General features: G+C 72.1%; 27 protein-coding genes. 14 read left to right on the top strand and 13 right to left on the bottom strand.

From position 1 onward, the window contains the following. Position 1 precedes the first annotated feature (1 nt). The 3 genes from NUH29_RS02560 to NUH29_RS02550 form a co-directional block, all read right to left on the bottom strand. Positions 2-535: a putative immunity protein gene (locus NUH29_RS02560; RefSeq protein WP_258797361.1), complete on the bottom strand. Its 534-nt coding sequence runs from the start codon at positions 533-535 to the stop codon at positions 2-4. An 8-nt stretch (positions 536-543) separates the two neighbouring features. After that, positions 544-858 (bottom strand): potassium transporter Trk, encoded by a 315-nt coding sequence (locus tag NUH29_RS02555; RefSeq protein WP_258797359.1) that lies wholly within the window; start codon positions 856-858, stop codon positions 544-546. A 171-nt stretch (positions 859-1,029) separates the two neighbouring features. After that, a complete protein-coding gene (locus tag NUH29_RS02550) occupies positions 1,030-1,392 on the bottom strand; it encodes a sterol carrier family protein (RefSeq protein ID WP_258797358.1) in 363 nt (120 codons plus the stop codon). 245 nt (positions 1,393-1,637) lie between these two features. Here NUH29_RS02550 and purD point away from each other — a divergent pair, with 245 nt between their 5' ends. From purD to purQ, 7 genes are all read left to right on the top strand, one after another. Then, the gene (gene purD / locus NUH29_RS02545) at positions 1,638-2,906 is read left to right on the top strand and encodes a phosphoribosylamine--glycine ligase (protein ID WP_258797357.1); all 1,269 of its coding nucleotides are present in this window, start codon (positions 1,638-1,640) and stop codon (positions 2,904-2,906) included. After that, the gene (locus NUH29_RS02540; protein ID WP_258797356.1) at positions 2,903-3,793 is read left to right on the top strand and encodes a phosphoribosylaminoimidazolesuccinocarboxamide synthase; all 891 of its coding nucleotides are present in this window, start codon (positions 2,903-2,905) and stop codon (positions 3,791-3,793) included. The genes purD and NUH29_RS02540 overlap by 4 nt, the downstream gene beginning before the upstream one ends. 185 nt (positions 3,794-3,978) lie before the next feature. Further along, complete coding sequence (locus tag NUH29_RS02535) at positions 3,979-4,857, top strand: VOC family protein (protein ID WP_258797355.1); 879 nt, start codon at positions 3,979-3,981, stop codon at positions 4,855-4,857. A 45-nt stretch (positions 4,858-4,902) separates the two neighbouring features. Then, complete coding sequence (locus NUH29_RS02530) at positions 4,903-5,682, top strand: SGNH/GDSL hydrolase family protein (protein ID WP_258797354.1); 780 nt, start codon at positions 4,903-4,905, stop codon at positions 5,680-5,682. Further along, the gene (locus tag NUH29_RS02525; RefSeq protein WP_258797352.1) at positions 5,679-6,290 is read left to right on the top strand and encodes a nucleoside/nucleotide kinase family protein; all 612 of its coding nucleotides are present in this window, start codon (positions 5,679-5,681) and stop codon (positions 6,288-6,290) included. Before NUH29_RS02530 ends, NUH29_RS02525 begins: the two co-directional genes overlap by 4 nt. Before the next feature lie 38 nt (positions 6,291-6,328). Beyond that, positions 6,329-6,574, top strand: coding sequence for a phosphoribosylformylglycinamidine synthase subunit PurS (locus NUH29_RS02520; protein ID WP_258797351.1), 246 nt, complete (start codon positions 6,329-6,331; stop codon positions 6,572-6,574). Then, a complete protein-coding gene (gene purQ, locus NUH29_RS02515; RefSeq protein ID WP_258797349.1) occupies positions 6,574-7,278 on the top strand; it encodes a phosphoribosylformylglycinamidine synthase subunit PurQ in 705 nt (234 codons plus the stop codon). Before NUH29_RS02520 ends, purQ begins: the two co-directional genes overlap by 1 nt. An 82-nt stretch (positions 7,279-7,360) precedes the next feature. Here the strand turns inward: purQ and NUH29_RS02510 are convergent, their stop codons facing one another. Further along, positions 7,361-8,854: an MFS transporter gene (locus NUH29_RS02510; RefSeq protein WP_258797347.1), complete on the bottom strand. Its 1,494-nt coding sequence runs from the start codon at positions 8,852-8,854 to the stop codon at positions 7,361-7,363. 103 nt (positions 8,855-8,957) lie between these two features. On the opposite strand from NUH29_RS02510, the gene NUH29_RS02505 reads away from it, so the two are divergent. Then, positions 8,958-9,581 carry a TetR/AcrR family transcriptional regulator gene (locus tag NUH29_RS02505; protein ID WP_258797346.1) on the top strand — a complete coding sequence of 208 codons (624 nt, stop codon included), beginning with the start codon at positions 8,958-8,960 and terminating at the stop codon, positions 9,579-9,581. A 6-nt stretch (positions 9,582-9,587) separates the two neighbouring features. Here the strand turns inward: NUH29_RS02505 and NUH29_RS02500 are convergent, their stop codons facing one another. Together NUH29_RS02500 and NUH29_RS02495 are read right to left on the bottom strand one after the other, a co-directional pair. After that, positions 9,588-10,154 carry an RBBP9/YdeN family alpha/beta hydrolase gene (locus tag NUH29_RS02500; RefSeq protein WP_258797344.1) on the bottom strand — a complete coding sequence of 189 codons (567 nt, stop codon included), beginning with the start codon at positions 10,152-10,154 and terminating at the stop codon, positions 9,588-9,590. 75 nt (positions 10,155-10,229) lie between these two features. After that, complete coding sequence (locus NUH29_RS02495; RefSeq protein ID WP_258797342.1) at positions 10,230-11,285, bottom strand: mechanosensitive ion channel family protein; 1,056 nt, start codon at positions 11,283-11,285, stop codon at positions 10,230-10,232. Between the two features lie 92 nt (positions 11,286-11,377). On the opposite strand from NUH29_RS02495, the gene purL reads away from it, so the two are divergent. Next, positions 11,378-13,669 carry a phosphoribosylformylglycinamidine synthase subunit PurL gene (purL, locus tag NUH29_RS02490; protein WP_258797341.1) on the top strand — a complete coding sequence of 764 codons (2,292 nt, stop codon included), beginning with the start codon at positions 11,378-11,380 and terminating at the stop codon, positions 13,667-13,669. A gap of 122 nt (positions 13,670-13,791) precedes the next feature. Here the strand turns inward: purL and NUH29_RS02485 are convergent, their stop codons facing one another. The 3 genes from NUH29_RS02485 to NUH29_RS02475 are packed head-to-tail and all read right to left on the bottom strand — an operon-like array spanning position 13,792 to position 15,481. Further along, positions 13,792-14,721, bottom strand: a complete 930-nt coding sequence (locus NUH29_RS02485; protein ID WP_258797340.1) for an SDR family NAD(P)-dependent oxidoreductase — start codon at positions 14,719-14,721, stop codon at positions 13,792-13,794. Then, the gene (locus tag NUH29_RS02480; protein WP_258797338.1) at positions 14,718-15,032 is read right to left on the bottom strand and encodes a chorismate mutase; all 315 of its coding nucleotides are present in this window, start codon (positions 15,030-15,032) and stop codon (positions 14,718-14,720) included. The genes NUH29_RS02485 and NUH29_RS02480 overlap by 4 nt, the downstream gene beginning before the upstream one ends. Beyond that, positions 15,029-15,481 carry a MarR family winged helix-turn-helix transcriptional regulator gene (locus NUH29_RS02475; RefSeq protein ID WP_258797337.1) on the bottom strand — a complete coding sequence of 151 codons (453 nt, stop codon included), beginning with the start codon at positions 15,479-15,481 and terminating at the stop codon, positions 15,029-15,031. The genes NUH29_RS02480 and NUH29_RS02475 overlap by 4 nt, the downstream gene beginning before the upstream one ends. Positions 15,482-15,525: 44 nt before the next feature. Here NUH29_RS02475 and NUH29_RS02470 point away from each other — a divergent pair, with 44 nt between their 5' ends. Next, a complete protein-coding gene (locus tag NUH29_RS02470; protein ID WP_258797336.1) occupies positions 15,526-17,133 on the top strand; it encodes a DHA2 family efflux MFS transporter permease subunit in 1,608 nt (535 codons plus the stop codon). Here NUH29_RS02470 and NUH29_RS02465 read toward each other — a convergent pair. From NUH29_RS02465 to NUH29_RS02455, 3 genes are all read right to left on the bottom strand, one after another. After that, the gene (locus NUH29_RS02465) at positions 17,109-17,756 is read right to left on the bottom strand and encodes a GNAT family N-acetyltransferase (protein ID WP_258797335.1); all 648 of its coding nucleotides are present in this window, start codon (positions 17,754-17,756) and stop codon (positions 17,109-17,111) included. The two genes, NUH29_RS02470 and NUH29_RS02465, sit on opposite strands and share 25 nt — an antisense overlap. 145 nt (positions 17,757-17,901) lie before the next feature. After that, complete coding sequence (locus NUH29_RS02460; protein ID WP_258797333.1) at positions 17,902-19,491, bottom strand: monocarboxylic acid transporter; 1,590 nt, start codon at positions 19,489-19,491, stop codon at positions 17,902-17,904. Then, a complete protein-coding gene (locus tag NUH29_RS02455; RefSeq protein WP_258797332.1) occupies positions 19,491-19,838 on the bottom strand; it encodes a DUF485 domain-containing protein in 348 nt (115 codons plus the stop codon). Before NUH29_RS02455 ends, NUH29_RS02460 begins: the two co-directional genes overlap by 1 nt. A gap of 176 nt (positions 19,839-20,014) precedes the next feature. Between NUH29_RS02455 and NUH29_RS02450 the strand changes: the two genes are divergently transcribed. From NUH29_RS02450 to NUH29_RS02435, 4 genes are read left to right on the top strand one after another with little or no spacing between them, the layout of a single operon-like run. Then, the gene (locus NUH29_RS02450) at positions 20,015-21,208 is read left to right on the top strand and encodes a sensor histidine kinase (RefSeq protein ID WP_258797330.1); all 1,194 of its coding nucleotides are present in this window, start codon (positions 20,015-20,017) and stop codon (positions 21,206-21,208) included. Then, positions 21,205-21,951: a LytR/AlgR family response regulator transcription factor gene (locus tag NUH29_RS02445; RefSeq protein ID WP_258797329.1), complete on the top strand. Its 747-nt coding sequence runs from the start codon at positions 21,205-21,207 to the stop codon at positions 21,949-21,951. Before NUH29_RS02450 ends, NUH29_RS02445 begins: the two co-directional genes overlap by 4 nt. Next, positions 21,948-22,325 carry a DUF485 domain-containing protein gene (locus NUH29_RS02440; protein WP_258797328.1) on the top strand — a complete coding sequence of 126 codons (378 nt, stop codon included), beginning with the start codon at positions 21,948-21,950 and terminating at the stop codon, positions 22,323-22,325. Before NUH29_RS02445 ends, NUH29_RS02440 begins: the two co-directional genes overlap by 4 nt. Further along, entirely contained in the window at positions 22,322-23,779 is a 1,458-nt protein-coding gene (locus tag NUH29_RS02435; RefSeq protein ID WP_258797327.1) for a sodium/solute symporter, read from the top strand. The genes NUH29_RS02440 and NUH29_RS02435 overlap by 4 nt, the downstream gene beginning before the upstream one ends. Before the next feature lie 525 nt (positions 23,780-24,304). Here NUH29_RS02435 and NUH29_RS02430 read toward each other — a convergent pair. Further along, complete coding sequence (locus NUH29_RS02430) at positions 24,305-25,588, bottom strand: adenylosuccinate synthase (RefSeq protein ID WP_258797326.1); 1,284 nt, start codon at positions 25,586-25,588, stop codon at positions 24,305-24,307. Positions 25,589-25,632 lie beyond the last annotated feature (44 nt).

Genomic DNA, 25,632 nt, shown 5'->3' with positions numbered 1-25,632 from the left:
GTCAGTCCTCGGCGGCGAGACGTGCCTGGATCGCGGTGATCGCCGACCCGACCGCGCCGCGGGCGAGCAGGCCGCCGGCCTGGAGGGGCCCCGCCGCATCCGACCCGAGCGCGGGCAGCAGGCGGAGGGCGGCCCGCACCTCCAGGGACATGCGCTGCACCTGCCAGTCGAGCTCGGCGGCGACGGCGTCGGGTCGATCGGCGGCGACCGCGGCGACCGCGTATCCGGCGGCGCCCAGCGCGTGCGCGCCCATGTGGGCGACGCCGGAAGCGTGGGCGGCGGATCGCGCGGACGCGACGGCCGGCGCGGACGCGACGACGGCCGCCGCCCTGCCGGCGACGAAGCGGCGGCGGATCTCGCCGGCCGTCGTGAGTTCACCCCGGGCGTAGGCGCGCGTCCGGGCGATCGCATCCCGTGGGCGACCGTCGTCCGGCGCCTCCCGCTCGAACAGCGGCAGCACGCGCTCGGCGCAGTCCGCCGCCCACGCCGCGAGTAGCCGACGGTCTCCCTCGTCGAGGGACTGCGGAGACGGCACGGCCGACCTCAGTCGACGCGCTGGTGCTGTGCCTCGACCGTCCGGGCGCGGCGGCGGCTGCGGCGGTCGAACGCGAGGCCGACGAGACCGCCGAGCACCACGCCGGCGGGGATGCCGTAGACGAGGAAGTACGCGTAGCTCGCCGTGAAGCCGATGTTCGGGTCGGCGGGGTAGAGGCTCGTGAGGATGAGCGTGACGAGGGCGCCGAGCACGGCGCCGAGCGCGATGAAGACGCCGAACTTGGGGGCACGGCGGATGCTGACCTGCTGCACGTCGGTCGGCAGCGGCTGCTCCTCGCCGGCGGGGGTCTCGGGCTCGCTCACCCCTCCATTGTCGCGCACCGCGGCTGAGGGCACGCCCGGGCGAGGTGAGCGCGGGCGCAGAACCGGGCACACGGCGGGGGAAGTTGCTCCCGCCGCGTGCGCGCTGTGTCGCCCGCGCCATCCGGTTCTCCCGCCGATGGTGCGGCTGCTCCCGCCGAACGGACGCGGGCACTACTCCCAGCGGACGGGCAGCACCGGGGCGAGGTCGGCGCGGGTGCCGGATGCGGAGACGCGCGCGTCGGCGAGCGCCGTCACCCAGTCGAGCCGCCCGGTGGCGAGCCCGAGCCAGGTCTGCGCATCCGTCTCGACCACGTTGGGGGGTGTGCCGCGGGTGTGGCGGGGGCCCTCGATCGCCTGCGTCGCCCCGAACGGCGGCACGCGCACCTCGACGGAGTTGCCCTCGTGGTCGGTCGCGAGCTGCTCGAGCAGGTACCGCACAGCCGTCGCGACCGTGGTGCGATCGTCTGCTCCGCCCTGCCAGGCGCGCACGGCGGCGCGCCCCGCATCCGCGTCGATCCGCCGCCTCACCGCCACGCCTCGACGCTACCGCGGGACGCGGGTCGCGGCGGCGCGCACCGGCCTCCCGAATCAAGGAACCCGGCAACCCGAATCAAGGAACAGCATCCGGAATCCGACCTCACCCCGCACCGCAGCAACATCCGCCACACCGAGTCCTTGATTCGGGTTGCTCGACTCCTTGATTCGGGATGCCGGCGGTTTCGTGAAGCGGATGGCGGACCGGCCCCGGCGGGGCGCCGTCGGGCGGGTAGCCTGTCCGGGTGAAGATCCTCGTCCTCGGATCCGGTGCCCGCGAGCACGCCATCGTCGAAGCGCTCCTCGCCGAGGACGCCGCACACGAGATCACGGCGGCCCCCGGCAACGCGGGCATCGCGGCACGCGTCGAGACGGTCGTGCTCGACCCGAGCAACGGCAAGGTCGTCACCCAGTACGCCCTCGACTACGGCATCGAGCTCGTCGTGATCGGCCCCGAGGCGCCGCTCGTCGCGGGCGTCGCGGATGCGCTGCGCGCCAAGGGCGTTCCGGTGTTCGGTCCCGGAAAGGCGGCGGCCGCGCTCGAGGGGTCGAAGGCGTTCGCGAAGCGCATCATGGAGCAGGCGCAGGTGCCCACAGGCCGGGCGGTGCGCGCCGCGACGCTCGACGAGCTCACGGCGGCGCTCGACGAGCTCGGCGCCCCGCACGTCGTCAAGGCCGACGGTCTCGCAGCCGGCAAGGGCGTGCTCGTCACCGACGATCGCGACGCCGCGGTCGCCCACGCCGAGTACTACCTGCAGCACGGCCCCGTGCTCGTCGAGGAGTTCCTCGACGGGCAGGAGGTGTCGCTGTTCTTCCTCGCCGACGGCCACGACGTCGTGCCGCTCAGCCCCGCCCAGGACTACAAGCGCGCCTTCGACGGCGACGCCGGGCCGAACACCGGCGGCATGGGCGCCTACTCGCCGCTGCCGTGGATCGCCGACCGCTGGGTTGCCGAGGCGGCGTTCGTCGACGAGGTGCTCGACACCATCGCCCTGCCCACCGTCCGCGCGCTCGAGGCGGAGGGCACGCCGTTCGTCGGCCTGCTCTACTGCGGCCTCATCCTCACCGACGCCGGCATCCGGGTGATCGAGTTCAACGCGCGCTTCGGCGACCCCGAGACCCAGGTGGTGCTGCCCCGGCTCGCCACCCCGCTGTCGCAGCTGCTGCTCGCGGCGGCCACCGGAACGCTCGGGCGGATGCCGTATCCGACCTTCACCGACGAGGCGGCCGTCGTGGTGGTGCTCGCGAGCGAGGGCTACCCCGAGAACCCGATCACGGGACGCGAGATCACCGGGCTCGCCGAGGCGGCCGAGGTGCCGGGCGTCACGATCCTGCACGCGGGCACCGCGCTCGCCGACGGTCGGTTCATCGCGACCGGGGGGCGGGTGCTCGGCGTCGTCGGCCGCGGCGACGGTTTCGCCGCCGCACGCGAGGCCACCTACGAGGCGCTCGGCCGCATCCGCCTCGAGGGCGGGCAGTACCGCCACGACATCGCGGAGAGGGTCGCGCGATGAGCGCCGACGCCCGGCTCGAGGCGCTGCGCTGGCGACACGAGTACTCCGGCAAGGTGCGTGATCTGTACCTCTCGGATGCGGAGCCCGGCCGCGCGCTCGTCGTCGCATCCGACCGGGTGAGTGCGTTCGACCACGTGCTCGACCCGGGCATCCCGGGCAAGGGCGCGCTGCTGACGACGCTGAGCCTGTGGTGGTTCGGGCAGCTCGACGTGCCGAACCACCTGGTCGAGCAGACCGCGGGCGGCCTCGCCGCGCTGTCGTCTCCGCTGCCGCCCGACGTGGCCGAGCGGGCGATGCTCGTGAAGCGGCTCGACATGTTCCCCATCGAGGCGGTCGTGCGCGGCTACCTCGTGGGCTCGGGGTGGGCCGAGTACCAGGAGTCGCAGTCGGTGTGCGGCATCCCGCTGCCCGCGGGCCTCGCGAACGGCGACCGGCTGCCGGAGCCGATCTACACCCCCGCCTACAAGGCGCCCATGGGCGAGCACGACGAGAACATCACCTTCGAGCGCACGGTCGACCTCGTGGGCGAAGCGGATGCGACGGCGATCCGCGCGCTGAGCCTCGCCGTGTTCGCCTCCGCCTCGGCGATCGCGGAGGCGCGCGGGGTGATCCTCGCCGACACCAAGTTCGAGTTCGGACGCGACCCCCAGACCGGCGAGATCACGCTCGCCGACGAGGTGCTCACCTCCGACTCCTCGCGCTACTGGGACGCCGAGCTCTACGCCGCCGGCGGCGAGCACCGGCTCGACAGCTTCGACAAGCAGATCGTGCGCGACTGGCTCGCGTCGCACTGGGACAAGACCGGCACCCCGCCACCCCTGCCGCCCGAGATCGTGGAGCGCACCGCCGCCCGCTACCGGGAGCTCATCGAGCGCCTCACGCGCTGACGCGAAAGCGCATCCCGAGCGAAGCGGGTGCGGATGTCCGGTTCCGGGACGCTGGCATCGGGACTGGCGGGAGCGCGCCGCCGACAGGCGGCACGCGGGGGCATGCGTCGCGGAACCGGACATCCGCGGCCGCGGAGCGTCGAGTGCTGCGGAATAGTTGTCGCATCAAGTATGTTGAGGGTGTCATGACCGACACCACGCGCTTCGCCTCCGACACCGCCATGGGCGCGGTGACGCTCAACGTCGCCGACCTCGACGGCATGACGCGCTACTACCGCGACGCGGTCGGGCTCGACGTGCTCGACGCATCCGGTCCTCGCGTGGTGCTCGGACGCGCGGATGCCGCCCGGCCCGTCGTCGTGCTCGTGCACACCCCCGAGCTGCGGCACGCCGGTCCGCGCGAGGCGGGGCTGTTCCACACCGCGATCCTGTTCGACTCGCAGGCCGCGCTCGCCGCCGCCGTGTACTCCGTCGCGCAGAAGCATCCGGGCACGTTCACCGGATCGAGCGATCATCTCGTGAGCAACGCGTTCTACTTCGACGACCCGGAGGGCAACGGCGTCGAGCTCTACTGGGACCGCGACCGCACGCAATGGAGCTGGGTGCACGGCACGATCGAGATGGGCACGATCTACCTCGACCCGAACCGCTTCCTCGCCGAGCACCTCACCGACGAGGGCCTGGCCGGCCCGCTGCCGGGCGACGCGCGCGTCGGCCACGTGCACCTGTCGGTGGGCGACACCGAGACCGCCCGCGCCTTCTACGTCGACCGGCTCGGCTTCGACGAGACGATCGCGATCCCCGGCCAGGCGGTGTTCGTCTCGGCCGGCGGCTACCACCACCACATGGCGATGAACGTGTGGAACTCGCGCGGCGCCGGGCGGCGGCAGCCGACCCTCGGCCTCGGACGCGTCGACATCGAGGTGCCGAGCGAGGACGAGCTGGGCGCGCTCGGCGAGCGCCTCGCGCACTTCGGGGTGGAGGCCCGCGACGACGGGCGCACGGTCGAGGTCGAGGATCCGTGGGCGAACCGCATCCTCGTGACGACGCCCGGCCGCGGCTGAGCGCGGCACAGCATACGTCGAGCCGCGCTCACCTACACTCGCACCGTGAACGACCCTGTCCACCCCCGGGGGCTGCGCGCGAGCCGCGGCTACATGGTGCTGCACGGACCGCGGATCCTGGCCCAGAAGAAGAAGCTCGAGGCGGCCGTCGAGCGACTGCCGGATGCCGCCCTCCCCTGGGAGGGCAAGCTCGCCGGCCCCGATCCGCTGCGGCTGCTGGTGATCGGGGACTCGACCGCCGCGGGCACCGGCGCGGCCACGCAGGACGAGGCGCTGCCCGGCTCGCTCGCCCGCGAACTGCAGGCCCGCACCGGTCGCGGCGTGATCTGGCGCGCCGTCGGCGAGAACGGCGCCGACACGGCGCAGTTCCTCGAACGGCACCTGACCGACGCGCTGGCGCGCCCCGCCGACCTCGTGTTCGTGAGCCTCGGCGCGAACGACGCCATCCACGCCCGCTCGGCTCGGGCGTTCGGCCGCGACCTGCGGCTGCTGCTGACGACGCTGAGCGACCGGCTGCCCGAGGCGCGCATCCTGATGTCGAACCTGCCGATCTTCGCGCGCTTCGAGCTGCTGCCCGACCCGCTGCGGTCGACCCTCTACCGCCACTCCCGCAACCTCGAGCGCGTCGCCCGGCGAGAGATCGCCCGCGACGAGCGCTGGATGATCACCGAGCAGGTCCCGCCGCCCTACGGTCCCGGCTTCTTCGCGCGCGACCTGTTCCACCCCTCCTCGTCGGGCTACGCCGACTGGGCCCGCTGGACCGTCGAGGACGCGTGGTTCCGCGGGCTGTCCGAGATCGCGCACGTCTCGCACGCGGAGTCGTGAACGCCGCCGGGTTCGCCGACGAGCTGCGGGCGCGCGCCGCAGCAGGCGCTCGGGTGATCGCGGGCCTCGCGGGCGAGCCGGGCGCGGGCAAGTCGACCGTCGCGGCTCGCCTGGCCGCCGAGCTCGGCCCGGATGCGGCGGTGCTGCCCATGGACGGCTTCCACCTGCCGCAGGCGCGCCTCGTCGAACTCGGCCGACGCGAGCGGATGGGCGCCGCCGACACCTTCGACGTCGACGCCTTCGTGGCCGTGCTGCAGCGGGTGCGCGCCGACTACGGCGAGGTGCGGGCACCCGGCTTCGACCGCGACGTCGAGGAGCCGGTGCCGGACGCGATCCGCATCCGTCCGGAGCACCGCATCGTGGTCGTCGAAGGCAACTACCTGCTGCACGATCAGGACGGCTGGGAGCGGGTGCTCGGGCTGCTCGACGCGAGCGCCTACCTCGCCCTCGATCCCGAGACCCGGCGCGCCCGGCTCATCGCGCGGCACGTCGCGCACGGCAAGGACCCGGATGCCGCCCGCGCCTGGGCGCTCGGCCCCGACGAGGCGAACGCCGCCCTCATCCGCGGCACCGCGTGCCGTGCCGACGAGGTGCTGGCCGTAGACTGAGGGGCGTTCCCCGCCCCCTCGAATCCCGGGAGTCGTCCGTGCCCACCATCGTCGTCGAGGTCATGCCGAAGCCCGAGCTGCTCGACCCGGCCGGCAAGGCCACCGCGGGTGCCATCGCCAAGCAGGGCTCGTCGACCTTCAGCGCCGTGCGCATCGGCAAGCGCTTCGAGCTGACCGTAGACGGCGAGGTCACGGATGCCGTGCTCGCCGAGGCGCAGCGGCTGGCCGAGGAGTTCCTCTCGAACCAGGTCATCGAGGACGTCGTCGCGGTCAAGGTCGCCTGATGGCCGTCCGGATCGGCGTCGTCACCTTCCCCGGCTCGCTCGACGACCGCGACGCGCAGCGCGCCGTGCGACTCGCGGGCGGCGAGGCCGTCGCCCTGTGGCACGGCGACCACGAGCTGCAGGGCGTCGACGCGATCGTGCTCCCCGGCGGTTTCAGCTACGGCGACTACCTGCGCTGCGGCGCGATCGCGGCGCACTCCCCGATCATGTCCGAGGTGATCTCGGCGGCGAACGCCGGGATGCCGGTGCTCGGCATCTGCAACGGCTTCCAGATCCTCGTCGAGTCGCAGCTGCTGCCCGGCGGCCTCATCCGCAACGACCACGGCGACTTCATCTGCCGCGACCAGCGCCTGCGCGTCGAGAACGCGTCGACCGCGTGGACCTCGCAGTTCGAGGCCGGCGACGAGATCGTCATCCCGCTCAAGAACGGCGAGGGCGGCTACATCGCCACCGACGAGACGCTCGACCGTCTCGAGGGCGAGGGGCTCGTCGCCTTCCGCTACCTCGACGTGAACCCCAACGGCTCGCTCCGCGACATCGCCGGGCTCACGAACGAGCGCGGCAACGTCGTGGGCCTCATGCCGCACCCCGAGCACGCGACCGAGCCGGGCTTCGGCCCCGACACCCCGGACGCGATGCGCTCGGGGGTCGACGGCCTCCGCTTCTTCCAGTCGGCGATCGAGTCGGTGCTCGCCCGCGTCTGACCGCGCCCCTCCGTGAGAGTACGCACATCTGCGGGCTCTCACCCGCGAGAGTACGCGGATGTGCGTACTCTCGCGGGTGGGGTCAGTGCGCCAGCGCCGGGGCGTCCTCGGATGCCGGCGGGTGGGCGTTGCCGAGTGACAGGCCGTGCCCGCGGCGGCGGAACACGAGGGCGGACATGACGGCGCCGACCGCGAAGAACCCGGCGCCCCACCAGTACGCGGTCGCGTAGCTGTGGATCGCCGCATCCGCCGCGATCTCGGGCGTGACGGGCACGTGGGCGGCCAGGTAGTCGGCCGCCGCGGTGGCCGCGAGGGTGTTGAGCAGCGCCGTGCCGATCGAGCCGCCGACCTGCTGGCTCGTGTTGACGAGCGCCGACGCGACGCCCGCGAACGAGCGGTCCACCCCGAGCGTCGCGGTCTGCATCGAGCCCGGCATGATCGTCCCCATCGCGGTGCCGAGCACCATGAGCGGCACCAGGATGTGCGGCGCGTAGCTGCTGTCGGCATCCAGTCCGGTCAGCAGCACCATGCCGACGACGCCGAGCGCCATGCCGGTGGGCACCATGACCTTCGGGCCGAAGCGCGGGAGCAGCAGGTTGGTGCCCAGCTGCGCCGCCAGCACGAGCATGCCGATCATCGGGAGGAACGCGAGACCCGTCTGGATCGGCGAGTACCCCAGCGTGACCTGCATGAAGTAGGTGACGAAGAGGAAGATCCCGAACATCCCGGCGCCCGCGATGAGCACCGACGAGTACGCCGCGGCGCGGTTGCGGTCGAGCACGATCGAGAGGGGCAGCAGCGGATGCGCCGCCCGGCGCTGCCAGAGCACGAAGGCGACCAGCAGCACCGCCGCAGCCGCGAGCACACCCCAGGTGAGGGGCGAGTCCCAGCCCTCGGTCTCGGCGTTGGAGAAGCCGTAGACGATCCCGAAGAGGGCGCCGGAGACGAGCACCGTGCCCGGCAGGTCGAGCTTCGGACGCGGACCGCTGCGGTCGATCGCCGGCACGAAGACGAGGGCGCCGGCGAACGCCACCACGGCGATCACGACGTTGATGTAGAGGTTCCAGCGCCAGTCGAGCGACTCGGTGAGGAACCCGCCGAGCAGCAGGCCGACCGCCCCGCCCGCTCCCGCGATCGCCCCGAAGACGCCGAACGCGCGGGCCCGCTCCTTCGGGATCACGAAGGTCGTGGTGAGCACGGCGAGCGCGGTGGGAGCCAGCAGCGCGCCGAAGGCCCCCTGCAGCGCGCGGGCGGCGACGAGCAGCTCGAACGAGCCCGCCGCGCCGCCGAGGGCGGAGGCGAGGGCGAAGCCCACGAGGCCGATCAGGAAGGTGCGCTTGCGGCCGATGAGGTCGGAGACGCGGCCGCCGAGCAGCAGCAGGCTGCCGAAGGCGAGCGAGTAGGCGGTGATGACCCACTGGCGGTCGCCGTTCGAGAAGCCGAGGTCGGCCTGCGCCGACGGTAGCGCGATGTTCACGACGGTCGCGTCGAGCACGACCATGAGCTGGGCGAGGCCGACCACCGCGAGGGTGATCCAGCGGCGGCGGCCGCTCTGGGGGGTGGAGTTGTCAGGCATGAGGGACACCATATACGAAACTGGAGAGTTTCGGATATCATCGGTTCCGGAAGTTAACCCGCTGGTAATGTTGGCCGCGGATCGACGAAGGGAGACGGCGGCGATGACGCAGGCCGACCTCGTCGAGGAGAAGCCGAAGCTGGGCCGCCGCCGAGACCCCGGACGCGACCAGGACATCCTCGACGCCGCACTCGACGTGCTCGTCGACTGCGGCTACGAGGGCATGACGATCGACATGGTCGCCTCGCGCGCGAAGGCCGGCAAAGCCACCGTCTACCGCCGCTGGGCGTCCAAGTCCGAGCTCGTGCTCGACGCCGTCGCCTGCATGAAGTCGCGCGACGTCGACCTCACCGCCCTGCCCGACACCGGCAGCCTGCGCGGCGACCTCGTCGCCATGATCAAGCCGCCGAGCATCCGAGACGGCGAGCGCAAACTGCGCGTCATGATCGGCATCGCCTCGATGCTCGCGAACAACCCCGAGCTCGCGGATGCCGCCCGCAGTGCGCTCATCGAGCCGCGTGCCGCCATCAACCGGGTCTTCTTCCAGCGGGCGATCGAGCGCGGCGAGATCCCCGCCGACGTCGACGTCGAGAAGCTGTGCCTGCTCGGCCCCTCGCTCGTGGCCTACCGCACCCTCATGCTGCAGCTGCCGGTCGACCGCGAGTTCCTGATCTCGAACATCGACGAGATCATCCTGCCCGCCGCCGGCGTGCGCCGCGCGGGCTGAGGCGCCTCACCCCCGCGCGAGCCAGTCGGCGAGCACCGGAAGGGCCGTCACCCCGTCGGATTCGCAGAAGTGCCCGGCGCCCGGCACCACGGTGAGCTCGGCGTCGAGTCCGCCGGCGACCGGTGCCGTGAGCGCGATCGGCACCTCCGGGTCGTCGTCGGAGCGGACGACGAGGCGCCGATCGATGCGCGCCGCCAGCGCGTCGAGCGCGGGGAGCCCGACCGTGAACGGGTCGAGCTCGGGATAGATCGGCACCGGGTCGACGAACGACGCGACGAGCGCGAGCGACCCGAGGCGGGCATCCGGCTGGTCCGCGAACGCACGCCCCACGGCCCGGATCGCGGTGATCGTGCCGAGGCTGTGCCCCACCACGGCGGTGCCGGCGTCCACCCGCCCGATCGCCGCGACCGCGGCATCCGTCCAGGCGTCGGCGCGCGGATCGTCGGTGTCGGGCAGGGCGGGCACCTCGACCGCGACACCCCGCGGGGCGAGCTCGTCGCGCAGCCAGCCGAACCAGTGCTTGCCCGGATGCGCGGTGTACCCGTGCAGCACGACGACGCGGTGGAGGCTCATGCGCTCATCGTCGCGGGTCGACGCGCGCCCGCGACACCGGCGAGACGGTCACGCACGCGCGGGAAACCGCCAGCGTCACTCCTCGAGCATCTCGACACGGGTGCGCGGAACGGCCCGCGGCGAGGCCTCCCGCACCCACTCGACCATCGCCTCGCGCATGATGCAGCGCAGGTCCCACAGCGAGCCCGAGTCGGCGGCGGTCATGAGCAGCCGCACGCGGACGATGCCGCCGGTCGCCTCCGTGACCTGCACGCCCGAGGCGCGACGGTCCCACAGCTTCTGCCCCGACAGCACCTCGTCGAAGCGGGCCCGCAGCGCGGAGATCGGCACCGACCAGTCGACGTCGAGCTCGACGGTGCCGGTGATGGCGCTCGCGTGCCGGGTCCAGTTGGCGAACGGCGTGGTCGTGAAGTAGGTCGACGGCAGCACGAGCCGGCGGTCGTCCCAGATCCGCACCACCACGTAGCTGAGCGTCATCTCCTCGATGCGGCCCCACTCGTCCTCGACGACTACGACATCGTCGACGCGGATGGCGTCCGAGAACGCGAGCTGCACCCCCGCGAAGACGTTCGACAGCGTCGTCTGCGCGGCGAGACCGGCGACCACACCCGCGACACCCGCCGAGGCCAGCACGCTCGCGCCGAGCGCCGAGACCCCCGGGAAGGTCAGCAGGATCGCACCGATCGCGATCGTGATGATCACGGCGCCCGCCACCCGGTGCAGGATGTCGAGCTGCGTGCGCACCCGCCGCGCCTTGCTGTTGTCGGCGACGTCGATCGGGTACCTCAACCGCACGGCCTCGAACGCGAACGACACGATCCCGGCGAGCAGCCAGGCCGAGACGGCGATCACGAGGATCACCGCGAGGTGCGTCAGCGGCACCCGCCAGTCGGCCTCCGGCAGCGTCACGACCATCGCGATCCAGAGCCCGATGATCGTCAGCAGCGTCAGGAACGGGCGCAGGATGCGTCCGATCTTCGCGAGATCCCACCCGCGGCGCCGGGCGACCGCCGCGACGACGAAGTTGAGCAGGAAGGTCGCCGCCACGGCGACCACCGCCACGATCGCGACCGCGAGCACGAACTCGAGCCAGGTGTGGGTTCCGATGGCCGGGGTGTCGAGGATTCCCATCGCTCCAGCCTCCCCCACACGCCCGTCCGCTCGCCACCCCGCCGGTAGGATGGGGGCGTTCCCGCTCGCCCCGTTCTGAGGAGCACTCCCCCGTGAGCACCCCCGCGACGCACGTCGTCGACACCGTCGAGAACGCCGCCGCCACACCCGAGCGCGAGCAGCCCTACGCCGCCCTCGGCCTCAAGACCGACGAGTACCAGCGCATCCGCGAGATCCTCGGCCGCCGCCCCACGAGCGGCGAGCTCGCCATGTACTCGGTGATGTGGAGCGAGCACTGCTCCTACAAGAGCTCCAAGGTGTGGCTGCGGCAGTTCGGGCAGAAGGTCAGCCCCGAGATGACGAAGAACCTCATGGTGGGCATGGGCGAGAACGCGGGCGTCGTCGACATCGGCGAGGGCTGGGCCGTCACCTTCAAGATCGAGAGCCACAACCACCCGAGCTACGTGGAGCCGTTCCAGGGCGCCGCGACCGGCGTCGGCGGCATCGTGCGCGACATCATCTCGATGGGCGCGCGCCCTGTGGCCGTCATGGACGCGCTGCGCTTCGGCGCGCTCGACCACCCCGACACCGCGCGCGTCGTGCCGGGCGTCGTCTCGGGCATCTCGTTCTACGGCAACTGCCTCGGCCTGCCGAACATCGGTGGCGAGACGTGGTTCGACCCGATCTACCAGGCCAACCCGCTCGTCAACGCGCTCGCGGTCGGCGTGCTGCGTCACGAGGATCTGCACCTCGCCAACGCCCGCGGCGTCGGCAACAAGGTGGTGCTGTTCGGCGCCCGCACCGGCGGCGACGGCATCGGCGGCGCATCCATCCTGGCGTCCGAGTCGTTCGACGAGGGCTCGGGACGCAAGCGCCCCGCCGTGCAGGTGGGCGACCCGTTCATGGAGAAGGTGCTCATCGAGTGCTGCCTCGAGCTGTACCGCGGCGAGCTCGTCGAGGGCATCCAGGACCTCGGCGCGGCCGGCATCTCGTGCGCCACCTCCGAACTCGCCTCGAACGGCGACGGCGGCATGCACATCGTGCTCGACGAGGTGCTGCTGCGCGACCCCACGCTCACGGCCGAGGAGATCCTCATGTCCGAGAGCCAGGAGCGCATGATGGCGGTCGTGACGCCGGAGAAGCTCGAGGCGTTCCTCGCGGTCATCGACCGCTGGGATGTCGAGGCGAGCGTGCTCGGCGAGGTCACCGGCACCGGGCGGCTCGTCATCGACTGGAAGGGCGAGACGATCGTCGACGTCGACCCGCGCACGGTCGCGGTCGACGGACCCGTGTACGAGCGGCCCGTCGCCTACCCGACGTGGATCGACCATGTGAACGCCGACTCGGCATCCGGTCTCGCGCGCCCGACGGCCGGTGACGAGCTGAAGGCGCAGACCCTCACCCTGCTCGGCTCGGCGAACCTGGCCGACAAGAGCTGGATCACCTCGCAGTACGACAAGTACGTGCTCGGCAACACCGCCCTGAGCTTCCCGGAGGACGGCGGCATGGTGCGCGTCGACGAGGGCTCGGGCCTCGGCTTCGCGCTCGCCACGGATGCCAACGGCCGCTACTGCTACCTCGACCCGTATCAGGGCGCCCAGCTCGCACTCGCCGAGGCGTACCGCAACGTCGCCGTCACCGGCGCCACCCCGGTCGCGGTCTCCGACTGCCTCAACTTCGGCTCGCCGGAGAACCCCGAGGTGATGTGGCAGTTCTCGCGGGCCGTCGAGGGGCTCGCCGACGGATGCCTGCAGCTCGGCATCCCGGTGACCGGCGGCAACGTGTCGTTCTACAACCAGACCGGCGACGTGCCGATCCACCCGACGCCCGTCGTGGCCGTGATGGGCACCATCGACGACGTGGGCCGCCGCGTGCCGTCGGGTTGGCAGGACGCGGGCGACAACCTCTACCTGCTCGGCACCACCGCGCTCGAGCTCGACGGCTCCGCCTGGGCGGGCGTCGTGCACGGGCACCTCGGGGGCCGCCCGCCTGCCGTCGACCTCGACGCCGAGAAGGAGCTCGCCTCGCTGCTGTCGGCCGCCGCCTACGAGGGCCTGCTCAACGCGGCCCACGACCTCGCCGACGGGGGTCTCGCGATCGCCCTCGCCGAGGGGGTGCTGCGCTTCGGCGTCGGCGCCCGGGTGTTCCTCGACGAGCTGCTCACCCGCGACGGCGTCGACCTGGCGACGGCGCTGTTCTCCGAGTCGACGGGCCGCGTGCTGGTCGCCGTGCCGCGCGAGGAGGACGTCAAGTTCACCCGCCTCTGCGAGGGGCGCGGCTACCCGGTGCTGCGCGTCGGCGTCACCGACTCGGAGCCGACCCTCGAGGTCCAGGGGGCGTTCACGGCATCCGTCGACGAGCTCACGGCCACCTTCCGCGAGCCGCTGCGCGCCCGCTTCGCCTGAGCTCGGACGCCCCCGGCGGCCGTCGGACACCCGCCCGGCGGTGTCCAGGTCGGCATAGACATGTCTGTGCCACCTCAGACACCCGCGGGGCGGTGTCCAACGGCACGCGCGGGTGTCCGGGGTCAGAGCGGGAAGCGGATGCCGGTCTTCTCTTCGGCGTCGGCCCACAGGGCGGCGCCGAACGCGGGGTCGGCGGATGAGGCGACCGGCGACGTCGGCACGGGCACGCCGGAGAGCTGGCGACGGGGGCCGAAGTACATGCCGTTCACGGCATCCGGGTCGGCGACGGCGCGCACCGCGGGCCAGGCACCCTGATCCTTGCCCTGGCCGATCCATCCCGTGAGCGTCTCGAAGACGCGGCCGCCGACCGGATCGCGGTCGGTGATGCCCGGGCGCTTCGACGCGTACGAGTTCGTCGCCCATCCCGGATGCGCGAGCAGCGACATCCGCGAGTCGCCCGCCGCGGTCAGGCGCCGGGCGAGTTCCAGATGGAAGGCCTGCACGGCGTGCTTCGAGAACCCGTAGGCGCGGAAGGGGCGATAGCGGCGCTCGGACCACAGATCCTCGGGGTCGAGACGCACCATCCGGGTCGAGTCCGAGCCGAGCCCCACCACCCGGCCCCCGTCGGCGAGCGCGGGGAACAGCAGGGTCGTGAGCGCGAAGTGCCCGAGGAAGTTGCCGCCCACCGTGAGCTCGAACCCGTCTGCGGTCTCGAGCCGGCGCCGCGAGGCGACCACCCGCCCCGCGTTGTTGACGAGCCCATGCAGCGGGCGGAATGCGGCGAGCTCCTCCGCGGCGGCGCGCACCGACCCGAGCGAGGTCAGGTCGAGCGCGACGTGCGCGAGCTGCGCCTCCGGCACCCGCTCGCGGATCGCGCGCATCGCGAGCTCCGCCTTCTCGGCGGAGCGCCCGGCGATGACCACCCGCGCACCGGCACCAGCCAGCTGCTCCGATGTGAAGTACCCGATGCCCGCGTTGCCGCCCGTCACGACGACGGTGCGTCCGGCGAGCGACGGCAGCGCGCGCGGGTCCCAGTCGGATGCCGCGGTCACGCCCCCGCGCCGCCCGACGCGAGGCTCTCGTGGTGGTGGATGACCTCGGCCACCACGAAGGTGAACCACTTCTCGGCGAACTCGGGGTCGAGGTGCGACTCCTCCGCGAGGGCGCGCAGCCGCGCGATCTGCTCGCGCTCGCGGCCGGGGTCGGAGGCGGGCATGCCGCTCGCGGCCTTGAGACGCCCCACGGCCTGGGTGGCCTTGAACCGCTCGGCGAGCAGGTGGATGAGCGCCGCATCGATGTTGTCGATGCTCTGCCGGTAGCGCAGCAGCTCGGCGCGCGGATCCTCGGTCGGCTCGGCGGTCATAGCCCGAGACTATCGGGCGTGACCGCCGGCGGCTGCGGGTCGCCGCCGACCGCGCGGATGATCTCGAGGAGCGTCGCGCGCAACTGCTCCGATTGCTCGAGCTCGGGGAACATCCGCGCCTCCAGGCCGTGCATCTCGGCGAACACCCGCGCTCCGGCGTCCGTGCGCTCGACGAGTCGACGCCGCCGGTCGCCGGCGTCGACGACCGTCCGCACATAGCCGTCGCGTTCGAGGTGCTCGACGGTGCGCCCCATGGTCTGAGCGGTGACGTGGGCGGCGCGCGCGAGCACGCCGAGCGACCTCCCACCGGCGTCGAGGGTGTGCAGCACGATGAGCCCGGCGTAGCTGAGTCCACGCTCCTCGAGCGCCTCGCGCCAGCGCTGCTCGACGAGTCGCGCGGCGACGGCGAGCAGCCGACCGGTCGGCCAGTCGTCGACGGTGTCGCGCATACGCACTCCCGGGAGTACCCTGTAGTTATTCAGCAGGCTTAGTAATGGAGTCCTCCGTGGAGAAGATCCCCGACCGTCGCCGCTGGCTCGGTCTCGTCGTCATCTCGATCGCCGTCGCGCTCATCATCGTCGACTCCACGATCGTAAACGTCGCGATCCCCTCGGTGGTCGACGAGCTCGACATCACCTCCACCCAGGTGCAGTGGGTGCAGGAGTCGTACACCCTCGTCTTCGCGAGCCTGCTGCTCGTCTTCGGCACCCTCGCCGACCGCTTCGGCCGCAGGCGCATGCTGCTGATCGGCGTCGCCCTGTTCGCCCTCTCGAGCGTCGCGGCCGCGCTCGCCCCGAGCGGCGAGTTCCTCATCGCGTCGCGCGTCATCCAGGGCCTCGGCGGCGCGATGATCCTCCCGGCGACCCTCTCGCTGCTCAACGCGACCTTCGTCGGCCGCGAGCGCGGCATCGCCTTCGCGGTGTGGGGCTCGACGATCGGCGGCATGGCCGCCGTCGGCCCGCTGCTCGGCGGCTGGCTCACGACCGACTTCTCGTGGCGGTGGGCGTTCGGCATCAACCTGCCGCTCGGCATCCTGATCGTGATCGGCGCGCTGCTCGTGGTGCGCGAATCGAAGGCAGACGAGCTGCGTCGCGTCGACGCCGTCGGCGCCCTGCTGTCGGTGCTGCTGTTCACGAGCCTCGTGTTCGGGCTCATCGAGGGGCGCAGCTACGGGTGGTGGGCGACCGATCGCGGCGCCCCCGACTTCTGGAGCCTCGAGGTCTCGCCGATCCCGTTCGTGTTCGCGCTGACCGCCCTCGCCCTCGTCGCCTTCATCGCGTGGGGCGTGCACCGCCAGCGCCAGGGCCGCTCGACGATGATCGCCTTCTCGCTGTTCCGGATCGGCTCGTTCCGCAACGGCAACATCGCCGCGATGATCGTCTCGCTCGGCGAGTTCGGCATCATCCTGTCGCTGCCGCTCTGGCTGCAGAACGTGCTCGGCTACGACGCGCTGCAGACCGGGCTGCTGCTGCTCGCCCTCGCCGGCGGCTCGTTCATCGCCTCCGGGTTCGCGGGGGCGAGCTCGGGCAAGCTGCCGGCCGTGTGGGTGGTGCGCGGCGGCATCCTCGCCGAGATCGTCGGCCTCGTCGTGATCGGGCTCGTCATCGCCGTCGACACCCCGTGGTGGCAGACGGCGATCGGGCTGCTGATCTACGGCTTCGGGGTGGGCCTCGCGACGGCGCAGCTCACCGGCGTGGTGCTGGCGGATGTGCCGGTCGCGCAGAGCGGGCAGGCCTCCGGCACGCAGTCCACCTCGCGCCAGGTCGGCTCGGCGCTCGGGATCGCGATCCTCGGCACCGTGCTGTTCAGCTCGCTCGCGACGCAGCTCGACGACACCCTGCCCGAGCAGCTCACCGGCGGCACCCGGCAGCAGGTGATCGACCTGGTGGTCGATTCGGCCGGCTCGGCGATCCCCGCGCTCGACGAGCGCTCGACCGAGGCGGGCGACGCGGCGCGCGAGGCGTTCAGCTCGGCGACCCGCGCATCCGCGTTCACCGCCGCCGGGTTCCTGACGGTCGGCCTGCTGGCGACGCTCAGCCTCGGCGGCGGGCGTCGGCGCGACGACGAGGCGGCGCCTCAGGCGGTCGGCATCGAACGGTAGAGCACGGGGCGCTCGCCCCAGTCCTCGAGGCGGCGCTCGAGCCCCGACCGCACCTCGGGCCACTCCTCGCCGAGCACCGAGAACACCGCGGTGTCGCGCCAGGAGGCGTCGGCCCGGCGCTGATCGCGCCGTTTGACGCCCTCGAAGGTCGCCCCGAGCTTCGTGATCGCCGCGCGGGAGCGGTCGTTGAGCGCGTCGGCCTGCAGCTTGACCCGGCCGTAGCCGTGGTCGAACAGCAGCCCCAGCATGAGCAGCTTCGCCTCCACGTTCACCTGGGTGCCCCAGACGCGCGGGTCGTAGGCGGTCCAGCCGATGTGCGCGGTCTCGTTGGCCTCGTCGAAGTCGGCCATGCTCGACGCGCCGACGACCTCGCCGGTGTGGGGTCCCGATGCGACGCGCACCACGAAGGTGATGCCGCGCTCGTGCGGGAAGTAGCGGTGCGCCCAGGCGGCGTAGGCGGCCTCGTCGGCGGGGAGTCCTGCGGGGCCGCCGCCGTATCCGCCGGCGAAGACCTCCGGATGACCGAGCGCCCGCCACAGCGCGGGCAGGTCGTCGGCCGAGTACGGGTCGAGCCGCACGTAGCGGCCCACGAGCGGCTGTCTCTCGGGACGGGTGGCGGTCACGCCCCCATGGTACGAGGCCGGCGGACAGCGGCGGCGACCGATGGACACCCGCACAGCAGAGTCCGGGTGGCCATAGACATGTCTACGACCACCCGGACGACGTACGGGGCGCGCGCGTCAGGCACGACCACGCGCGCCCCGGGTCTCAGTGCTGGGTCGCCCCCTCGGCGCCGATGCCGGTGAGCGAGCGCACCTCCATCTCGGACTGCTTCGCCGGATCCTCCGGTGTGCGCTGCGTGAGCGTCGCGATCCACCCCACCAGGAAGGCGAGCGGGATCGAGATGATGCCCGGATTCGACAGCGGGAAGACGTCGAAGTCGGCCACCGGGATCATCGCGGTGGGACCGCCCGACACGACGGGCGAGAACACGATGAGCAGGATCGACGAGACGAGGCCCGTGTACATGCTCCAGAGTGCGCCGCGCGTGTTGAAGCGCTTCCAGAACAGCGAGTAGACGATCGTCGGCAGGTTCGCCGCGGCGGCCACCGCGAACGCGAGCGCCACGAGGAACGCCACGTTCTGACCGTTCGCGAGGATGCCGCCCGCGATCGCCACGAGACCGATCACGACCACCGTGCGACGCGCGACCTTGACCTCCGAGCCCGGCTCCGCCTTGCCCTTCTTCCAGACGCTCGCGTAGATGTCGTGCGCGAAGGAGGCCGCGGCCGCGATCGTGAGCCCCGCCACCACCGCGAGGATCGTCGCGAACGCGATCGCCGAGATCAACCCCAGCAGCACCGGTCCACCGAGCGCGAAGGCGAGCAGCGGAGCTGCCGAGTTGGCGCCGCCGGGCGCTGCCGCGATCGCCTCCGGCCCGATGAGGGCCGCCGCACCGTAGCCGAGCACGAGCGTGAACAGGTAGAAGATGCCGATGAGCCAGATCGCCCAGACGACGCTGCGCCGGGCCTCCTTCGCCGTCGGCACCGTGTAGAAGCGCATCAGCACGTGCGGCAGGGCCGCCGTACCGAGCACGAGCGCCAGGCCGAGCGACAGGAAGTCGAGGCGCGTCACATCCGACACCCCGTACTTCTTGCCCGGGGCCAGGATGTCGGCGGTGCCGGCCGTCTGCACGGCGTGCTCGAGCAGCGTCGACAGGTTGAAGCCGTTCAGCGCGAGCACCCAGATCGTCATGACACCGGCGCCCACGATCAGCAGGAACGCCTTCACGATCTGCACCCAGGTGGTGCCCTTCATACCGCCCACGAGCACGTAGATGATCATGAGCGCGCCCACCACGGCGATGACGATGCCCTGGCCGAGCTTGTCGGGGATGCCGAGCAGCAGCGAGACGAGACCGCCGGCGCCGGACATCTGGGCGAGCAGGTAGAAGAAGCACACCACGAGGGTCGTGGTGGCCGCCGCGATGCGCACCGGACGCTGCTTGAGGCGGAACGACAGCACGTCGGCCATCGTGAAGCGCCCGGTGTTGCGCAGCAGCTCGGCGACGAGCAGCAGCGCGACGAGCCAGGCCACGAGGAAGCCGATCGAGTAGAGGAACCCGTCGTAGCCGTTGAGCGCGATCGCCCCGCAGATGCCGAGGAACGACGCCGCGGAGAGGTAGTCGCCCGCGATCGCGGTGCCGTTCTGCGGACCCGAGAACGAGCGCCCGGCCGCGTAGTAGTCGGCCGCCGTCTTGTTGTTGCGGCTCGCCCGGAACACGATGATGAGCGTCACGAGCACGAAGCCGCCGAAGATGGCGATGTTGAGGATCGGGTTGCCGACCGTGGTGTCCATCAGCGCACCTCACCCTTCGTCGCGTCGTCGCGGATCTCCTCCGCGATCGGGTCGAGCTTCTTGTTGGCGTACCAGACGTAGACCATCGTCACGATGAAGGTCGTGGCGACCTGTCCGAGTCCGATCAGCAGTCCGACGTTGACGGCGCCGAAGACGGGCGTCGCCATGAAGTCGGGTGCGTACCCGGCGAGCAGCACGTACGCGAAGTACCACAGCAGCGCCAGGGTCAGCACGGGGAAAACGAACGATCGATGCCGCTTCTTCAGGTTCTGGAAGCGCTCGGAGTGCTGGATGCCGACGAAGTCGACCTCCGGCTCCGCGATCGAGGTGGGGGCTTCGTCGCCCATCATCTCTCCTCATCCCGGGCACGCACCGTCGCGCGCCCGTCTCGACGTGATTGCGCATCACTCTGGGACCTCACCCCCGACGGCGCGCCCCCGCACCGCTCGTCGTCGCCCGGCGGCGGTGAGCGTGCGACGAGCGGCGCTGTGCCGACGATGAGCGAGCGCTTAAGGTGTCACACATGGCCGAGTCGCTGATGAGCGGCCTCGCGATCGTGGCAGCCGTCGCGCTGCTCGCGGTGGCGGGGTTCCTCGTCGCGCGCCGATTCGCCCGCGGCCAGGGCGAACTCGGAACCGAGGCCGAGCGCGCACGGTTCACGACCCTGCACCTCGCCACCCGGGCGGCCGAGCACCTGCGGGCGGGGCTCGAGGCCGGCGACACGACCCGTGCCGCGCGCGACCTGCGGGCCATGCTCGACTGCGAGGGACTCGCCATCGCGGGCGTCGAGGGCGTACTCGCGGTCGACGGACCGGATGCGTTCCGCGGCGCCGCCGCGCAGGCCATCGCCACCCGCAGCGGCCCGAAGCCGCAGCTGCACCGGTCGATCGTCGGCCAGGGTCGGGATGCGGTGGACGCGGTCTCGGCGCCGATCCTGCGCAGCGGGGTGCGGGCGGGCACCCTCGTCGCCTTCGCCCGCACGGCGCGACCCGGACTGGTGCGGGCCACCGGCGAGGCCGCGCGCTGGGTGTCGACGCAGCTCGAGCTCGCCGAGCTCGACGCCTCACGGGCGGCGCTCGCCGAAGCCGAGGTGAAGGCGCTGCGCGCGCAGATCAGCCCCCACTTCATCTACAACGCGCTGACCGCGATCGCCTCGTTCATCCACACCGACCCCGCGAAGGCGCGCGAGCTCGTCGTCGAGTTCGCCGACTTCACCCGCTACTCGTTCCGGCGGCACGGCGACTTCACGACCGTGGCGGAGGAGCTGCGCAGCGTCGACGGCTACCTGCGCCTCGAGCGGGCGCGCTTCGGCGACCGCCTCGACGTGACCCTGCAGATCGCGCCCGAACTGCTGGCCACCGTCATCCCGTTCCTCTCCGTGCAACCGCTCGTCGAGAACGCCGTGCGCCACGGCCTGGAGTCGACCGAGCGCGGGGGCCGGGTCACGATCACCGCGAGCGATGCGGGCGCCTGCGCGTTGATCACGGTCGAGGACGACGGGGTGGGCATCGACCCCGACCTCGCCCGCGACGTGCTCGCCGGGCGCGCGGGCGGCGAGCACGTGGGCCTGCGCAACGTCGACACCCGGCTGCGACAGGTGTACGGCGAGGACTTCGGCCTCGTCGTCGAGACCAACGTGGGCGCGGGCACGCTCGTGACCATGCGGGTACCGAAGTCGCAGCCGCTGCGCGCGGGAGAGGAGCGGCTCGCCGGATGACCGACCACCCGATCAGCGTGCTCATCGCCGACGACGAGCCGCCCGCCCTCGACGAGCTCGCCTACCTGCTCGGCGAGGATCCCCGGGTCGCGGCGGTGCATCGCGCCGCGTCCGGTGCCGAGGCGGTGCGCCTGCTGTCCGAGCAGACCGTCGACGCCGCGTTCCTCGACATCCACATGCCGGGGCTCTCGGGGTTCGACCTCGCACGGGCTCTCGGCCGCTTCGAGCACCGCCCGGCGCTCGTGTTCGTGACGGCCGACGAGGATCAGGCCCTCGAGGCCTTCGAGTTCGCGGCCGTCGACTACCTGCTGAAGCCGGTGCGCCTCGAACGCCTCGCGCGCACTCTCGACCGGGTGCTCGACGGCATGCGCACCGCGCCCGCGACGGGCCCCGTGCCGCGCCCCGAGCTCGTCACCGTGACCCTCGGCGGCACCACGCGCATGATCCGCCGCGACGACGTGCGCTACGTGCAGGCGCAGGGCGACTACGCCCGGCTGCACACCGACGAGTCGAGCTACCTTGTGCGCATCCCCCTCTCGGATCTCGAGCGGCAGTGGGCGGAGGCCGGGTTCATCCGGGTGCACCGCTCCTACCTCGTGCACCTCGACCACGTCACCCGGATGCGCGGCGGTCCCGGGCACGCCACGGTCACGATCGGCCAGGCCGAGCTGCCCGTGTCGCGTCGGCTGCAGCCGGCCCTGCGCGAAGCGCTCGACGCCCGCCGGCTGCGGGCTCGCGGATGAGCGCCGACGCCCCCGCGGATCCGCCGCGGCCGCGGGTGCGGGTGACGGCTCCACGGCATCCGGATGCGGGGACGCGCCCCCCGAGCGGGGCCGTCGGCGGCGACCCCGCCGGGCTCTACGTGCGCTCGCTCATCCGCTCGCAGCTGCGCCTCGCGATCGTCTGCGCCGTCGCCTTCATCGCGGTGCTCATCGCCGTTCCGCTCACCTTCGCGCTCGTGCCGGAGCTCGACGCCGCATCCGTCGCCGGGGTGCCGGTGTCGTGGATCGTGCTGGGCGCCGGTCTCTTCCCGGTGCTCATCGCGATCGCCGCGTTGTACGTGCGCACCTCGGCCCGCAACGAGTCTCGGTACCGCTCGCTCGCGGACGACGCATGACGCCGGCGCTCGGCTACGCCTCGATCGCGGTCGTCACCGTCATCACGGTGCTCATCGGCTTCTTCGGGGTGCGCGTCTCGCGCACGACCAGCGACTTCTACGTCGCCAGCCGCACCGTGCGGCCCTGGCTCAACGCGTCCGCGATCGGCGGCGAGTACCTGTCGGCGGCGAGCGTGCTCGGGGTGGCGGGCCTCATCCTGCTGCAGGGCGAGCGGGCGCTCTGGTTCCCGATCGGCTACACCGCCGGCTACCTCATGCTGCTGCTGTTCGTGGCCGCACCGCTTCGGCGATCGGGGGCCTACACGGTGCCGGACTTCACCGAGGCGCGCCTCGAGTCGCGTACGGTGCGGCGGCTGACCTCGGTGCTCGTGATCCTCATCGGGTGGTTGTACATCGTGCCGCAGCTGCAGGGCGCGGCGCTCACCGTCGGCATCACGACGGGCCTGCCGCGCTGGGTGGGCGCGGTCGGCGTCGCCGTGATCGTCGGCGTGGTCGTGGCGGCCGGCGGGATGCGGTCCATCACCTTCGTGCAGGCGTTCCAGTACTGGCTGAAGCTCACCGCCGTCGCGGCGCCGGTCGTCTTCGTGCTGCTGCTGCATCCGGGCACCCGGCCCGCCCTCGGGGAGGCGATCGCCGGGGCCTTCCCGACCTTCTCGATCGCCGACCCCGACGTCGTGTACCGCTCGGTGTCACTGCTGCTCGCGCTGCTGCTCGGAACCCTCGGGCTGCCGCACGTGCTCGTGCGGTTCTACACCAACCCCGACGGCACGGCCGCGCGTCGAACGACGCTCATCGTGCTGTGCCTGCTGAGCGTCTTCTACCTGTTCCCGGTCGCGATCGGGATGCTCGGGCGCCTCTTCATGCCCGAGCTCGCGGCCGACGATCCGGACGCCCTGCTGCTGCTCCTGCCCTCGGCGGTGCTGCCGTCGCCCTGGGCGGAGGCGGTGACGGCGCTTGTGATCGCGGGCGCCTTCGGGGCGTTCCTGTCGACCTCCTCGGGGCTCGTCGTGTCGCTCGCGGGCGTCGTGTCGCAGGAGCTGTTCGCCGGATCGGTGCGCGGCTTCCGGATCGCCGCGGCGCTGTCGGTCGTGGTGCCGCTCGTGGTCGCGGGGCTCACGGACTCGGCGGGGCTCGCCGGATCGGTGGGGCTCGTCTTCGCGTTCACCGCGTCCACGCTGTGCCCCGCCCTGCTGCTCGGCATCTGGTGGCGGGGGCTGACGGCCCGCGGCGCGGTCGCGGGGATGGCGACCGGTGCGGTGGCGTGCGGCAGCGCCATCCTGTTCGGCTGGATCGGGCCCGACGGCGGGCTCGCGGGGGCGCTCATCGACCAGCCGGCCGCCTGGACCGTGCCGCTCGCGACGGCCGTGATGGTGCTGGTGTCGCGCCTCGACGCCCGCCGCATCCCACGCGGTACCGAGCGCTTCCTCGCCCGCCTGCACGTGCCCGAGCGGTAGCCCCCGGCCTCCGCCTCACCCCTCCCGCCTCGCGCCCACGGCCTCGCCCCTTCCGCCTCCCACCACCCCCAGAAATGCAGGAGATCCTCTGCGAGGTGCCGGTCGGCCGGCACGCGGCGGGCCTCCACCCGACGGATCTCCTGCATTTCTGAGGTCGGTCGATCGGGATGCCGGCCCGCCTCGAGGGTGCCGCAGCCGCCCTCGAGGACCCGTCACCGCCAGAAATGCAGGAGAAATCGGATGGCGCGGCAGGGGATTCCGGACGACCCGGACCCGACCACGAGGATCTCCTGCATTTCTGCCGAGGTCGACCGCGCTCGTGGCGTTTCTCGGCCGGCGCCGCGGATCATCGCGACACGCGACTGTGTGCGCACTCGGATTCGGGCGCGACCGCGCTCGTGCCCGAATCCGGCGCAGGCCGCGGATCAGGCAGGCACTCGGCTGTGTCGGCACTCGAGAAACGCCGCGACCGCGCTCGTGGCGTTTCTCGGCCGGCGCCGCGGATTATCGCGGCGCAAGACAAGATCAGAGCAGGTCGTGGCGCACGACGATCGCGTCGCGGCCGGGGCCGACGCCGATCGCCGACATGCGCGATCCGGACATCTGCTCGAGGGCGAGCACGTAGTCCTGCGCGGCCTTGGGGAGGTCCGTGAAGCTGCGGGCGCCGGTGATGTCCTCCGACCAGCCGGGCAGCTCCTCGTAGATCGGGGTCGCGTGGTGGAAGTCGGACTGGTTCACCGGCACCTCGTCGAAGCGGGTGCCGTCGACGTCGTAGGCGACGCAGACCGGGATGCGCTCGAGGCCGGTGAGCACGTCGAGCTTGGTGAGCACGAAGTCGGTGACGCCGTTGATGCGGGCCGCGTAGCGCGCGATGGGGGCGTCGTACCAGCCGGTGCGGCGGGGGCGCCCCGTGGTGGTGCCGAACTCGAAGCCGGCGGACCGCAGGAATTCGCCGGATTCGTCGAAGAGCTCCGTCGGGAACGGCCCCGAGCCGACGCGGGTCGTGTAGGCCTTCACGACGGCGATGACCCGGTCGAAGCGGTTGGGCGCGACGCCGGATCCCGTGGCCGCGCCGCCGCTCGTGGCGTTCGAGCTGGTGACGAAGGGGTAGGTGCCGTGGTCGACGTCGAGCATGGTCGCCTGGCCGCCCTCGAACAGCACGGTCTGGCCGGCGTCGAGCGCCTGGTTGAGCACGAGGCCGGTGTCGGCGACCATCGGGCGCAGCCGCTCGACGTAGCCGAGCAGGTCGTCGACGACCTCGTCGACCGAGATGGCGCGACGGTTGTAGACCTTCAGCAGCAGGTGGTTCTTCTGGTCGAGGGCGCCTTCGACCTTCTGCCGCAGGATGTTCTCGTCGAAGAGGTCCTGCATCCGGATGCCGACCCGGTTGATCTTGTCGGCGTACGCCGGACCGATGCCGCGGCCGGTGGTGCCGATCTGGCGCTTGCCGAGGAAGCGCTCGGTGACGCGGTCGAGGGTGCGGTGGTAGCCGGTGATGACGTGCGCGTTGGCCGAGATGAGCAGGCGCGACACGTCGACGCCGCGGGCGCTCAGCGCCTCGAGCTCGTCGAACAGCACCTCGATGTCGACGACGACGCCGTTGGCGATGACCGGTACGACGCCGGGGCTGAGGATGCCGGAGGGCAGCAGGTGCAGCGCGTACTTCTGGTCGCCGATCACGACGGTGTGGCCGGCGTTGTTGCCGCCGTTGAACTTGACGACGTAGTCGACGCGGTCGCCGAGCAGGTCGGTCGCCTTGCCCTTGCCTTCATCGCCCCACTGGGCGCCGACGAGCACGATCGCGGGCATAGCTCTTCTCCCTTGGTCAGACGGGGGATTACACCCCAGCCTAT

The organism is Protaetiibacter mangrovi (assembly GCF_024752305.1).
Taxonomy (GTDB): Bacteria; Actinomycetota; Actinomycetes; order Actinomycetales; family Microbacteriaceae; genus Homoserinibacter; species Homoserinibacter mangrovi.
This window is presented reverse-complemented; position numbering and strand designations above follow the sequence as displayed.

Coding starts and splice junctions, on each gene's coding strand:
- NUH29_RS02540 (WP_258797356.1), top strand. CDS start 2,903: ATGAGCGCCGACGCCCGGCTCGAGGCGCTGCGCTGGCGACACGAGTAC.
- NUH29_RS02535 (WP_258797355.1), top strand. CDS start 3,979: ATGACCGACACCACGCGCTTCGCCTCCGACACCGCCATGGGCGCGGTG.
- purQ (WP_258797349.1), top strand. CDS start 6,574: ATGGCCGTCCGGATCGGCGTCGTCACCTTCCCCGGCTCGCTCGACGAC.
- NUH29_RS02510 (WP_258797347.1), bottom strand. CDS start 8,854: ATGCCTGACAACTCCACCCCCCAGAGCGGCCGCCGCCGCTGGATCACC.
- NUH29_RS02505 (WP_258797346.1), top strand. CDS start 8,958: ATGACGCAGGCCGACCTCGTCGAGGAGAAGCCGAAGCTGGGCCGCCGC.
- NUH29_RS02500 (WP_258797344.1), bottom strand. CDS start 10,154: ATGAGCCTCCACCGCGTCGTCGTGCTGCACGGGTACACCGCGCATCCG.
- NUH29_RS02495 (WP_258797342.1), bottom strand. CDS start 11,285: ATGGGAATCCTCGACACCCCGGCCATCGGAACCCACACCTGGCTCGAG.
- NUH29_RS02480 (WP_258797338.1), bottom strand. CDS start 15,032: ATGACCGCCGAGCCGACCGAGGATCCGCGCGCCGAGCTGCTGCGCTAC.
- NUH29_RS02475 (WP_258797337.1), bottom strand. CDS start 15,481: ATGCGCGACACCGTCGACGACTGGCCGACCGGTCGGCTGCTCGCCGTC.
- NUH29_RS02470 (WP_258797336.1), top strand. CDS start 15,526: ATGGAGTCCTCCGTGGAGAAGATCCCCGACCGTCGCCGCTGGCTCGGT.
- NUH29_RS02460 (WP_258797333.1), bottom strand. CDS start 19,491: ATGGACACCACGGTCGGCAACCCGATCCTCAACATCGCCATCTTCGGC.
- NUH29_RS02455 (WP_258797332.1), bottom strand. CDS start 19,838: ATGGGCGACGAAGCCCCCACCTCGATCGCGGAGCCGGAGGTCGACTTC.
- NUH29_RS02450 (WP_258797330.1), top strand. CDS start 20,015: ATGGCCGAGTCGCTGATGAGCGGCCTCGCGATCGTGGCAGCCGTCGCG.
- NUH29_RS02445 (WP_258797329.1), top strand. CDS start 21,205: ATGACCGACCACCCGATCAGCGTGCTCATCGCCGACGACGAGCCGCCC.
- NUH29_RS02440 (WP_258797328.1), top strand. CDS start 21,948: ATGAGCGCCGACGCCCCCGCGGATCCGCCGCGGCCGCGGGTGCGGGTG.
- NUH29_RS02435 (WP_258797327.1), top strand. CDS start 22,322: ATGACGCCGGCGCTCGGCTACGCCTCGATCGCGGTCGTCACCGTCATC.
- NUH29_RS02430 (WP_258797326.1), bottom strand. CDS start 25,588: ATGCCCGCGATCGTGCTCGTCGGCGCCCAGTGGGGCGATGAAGGCAAG.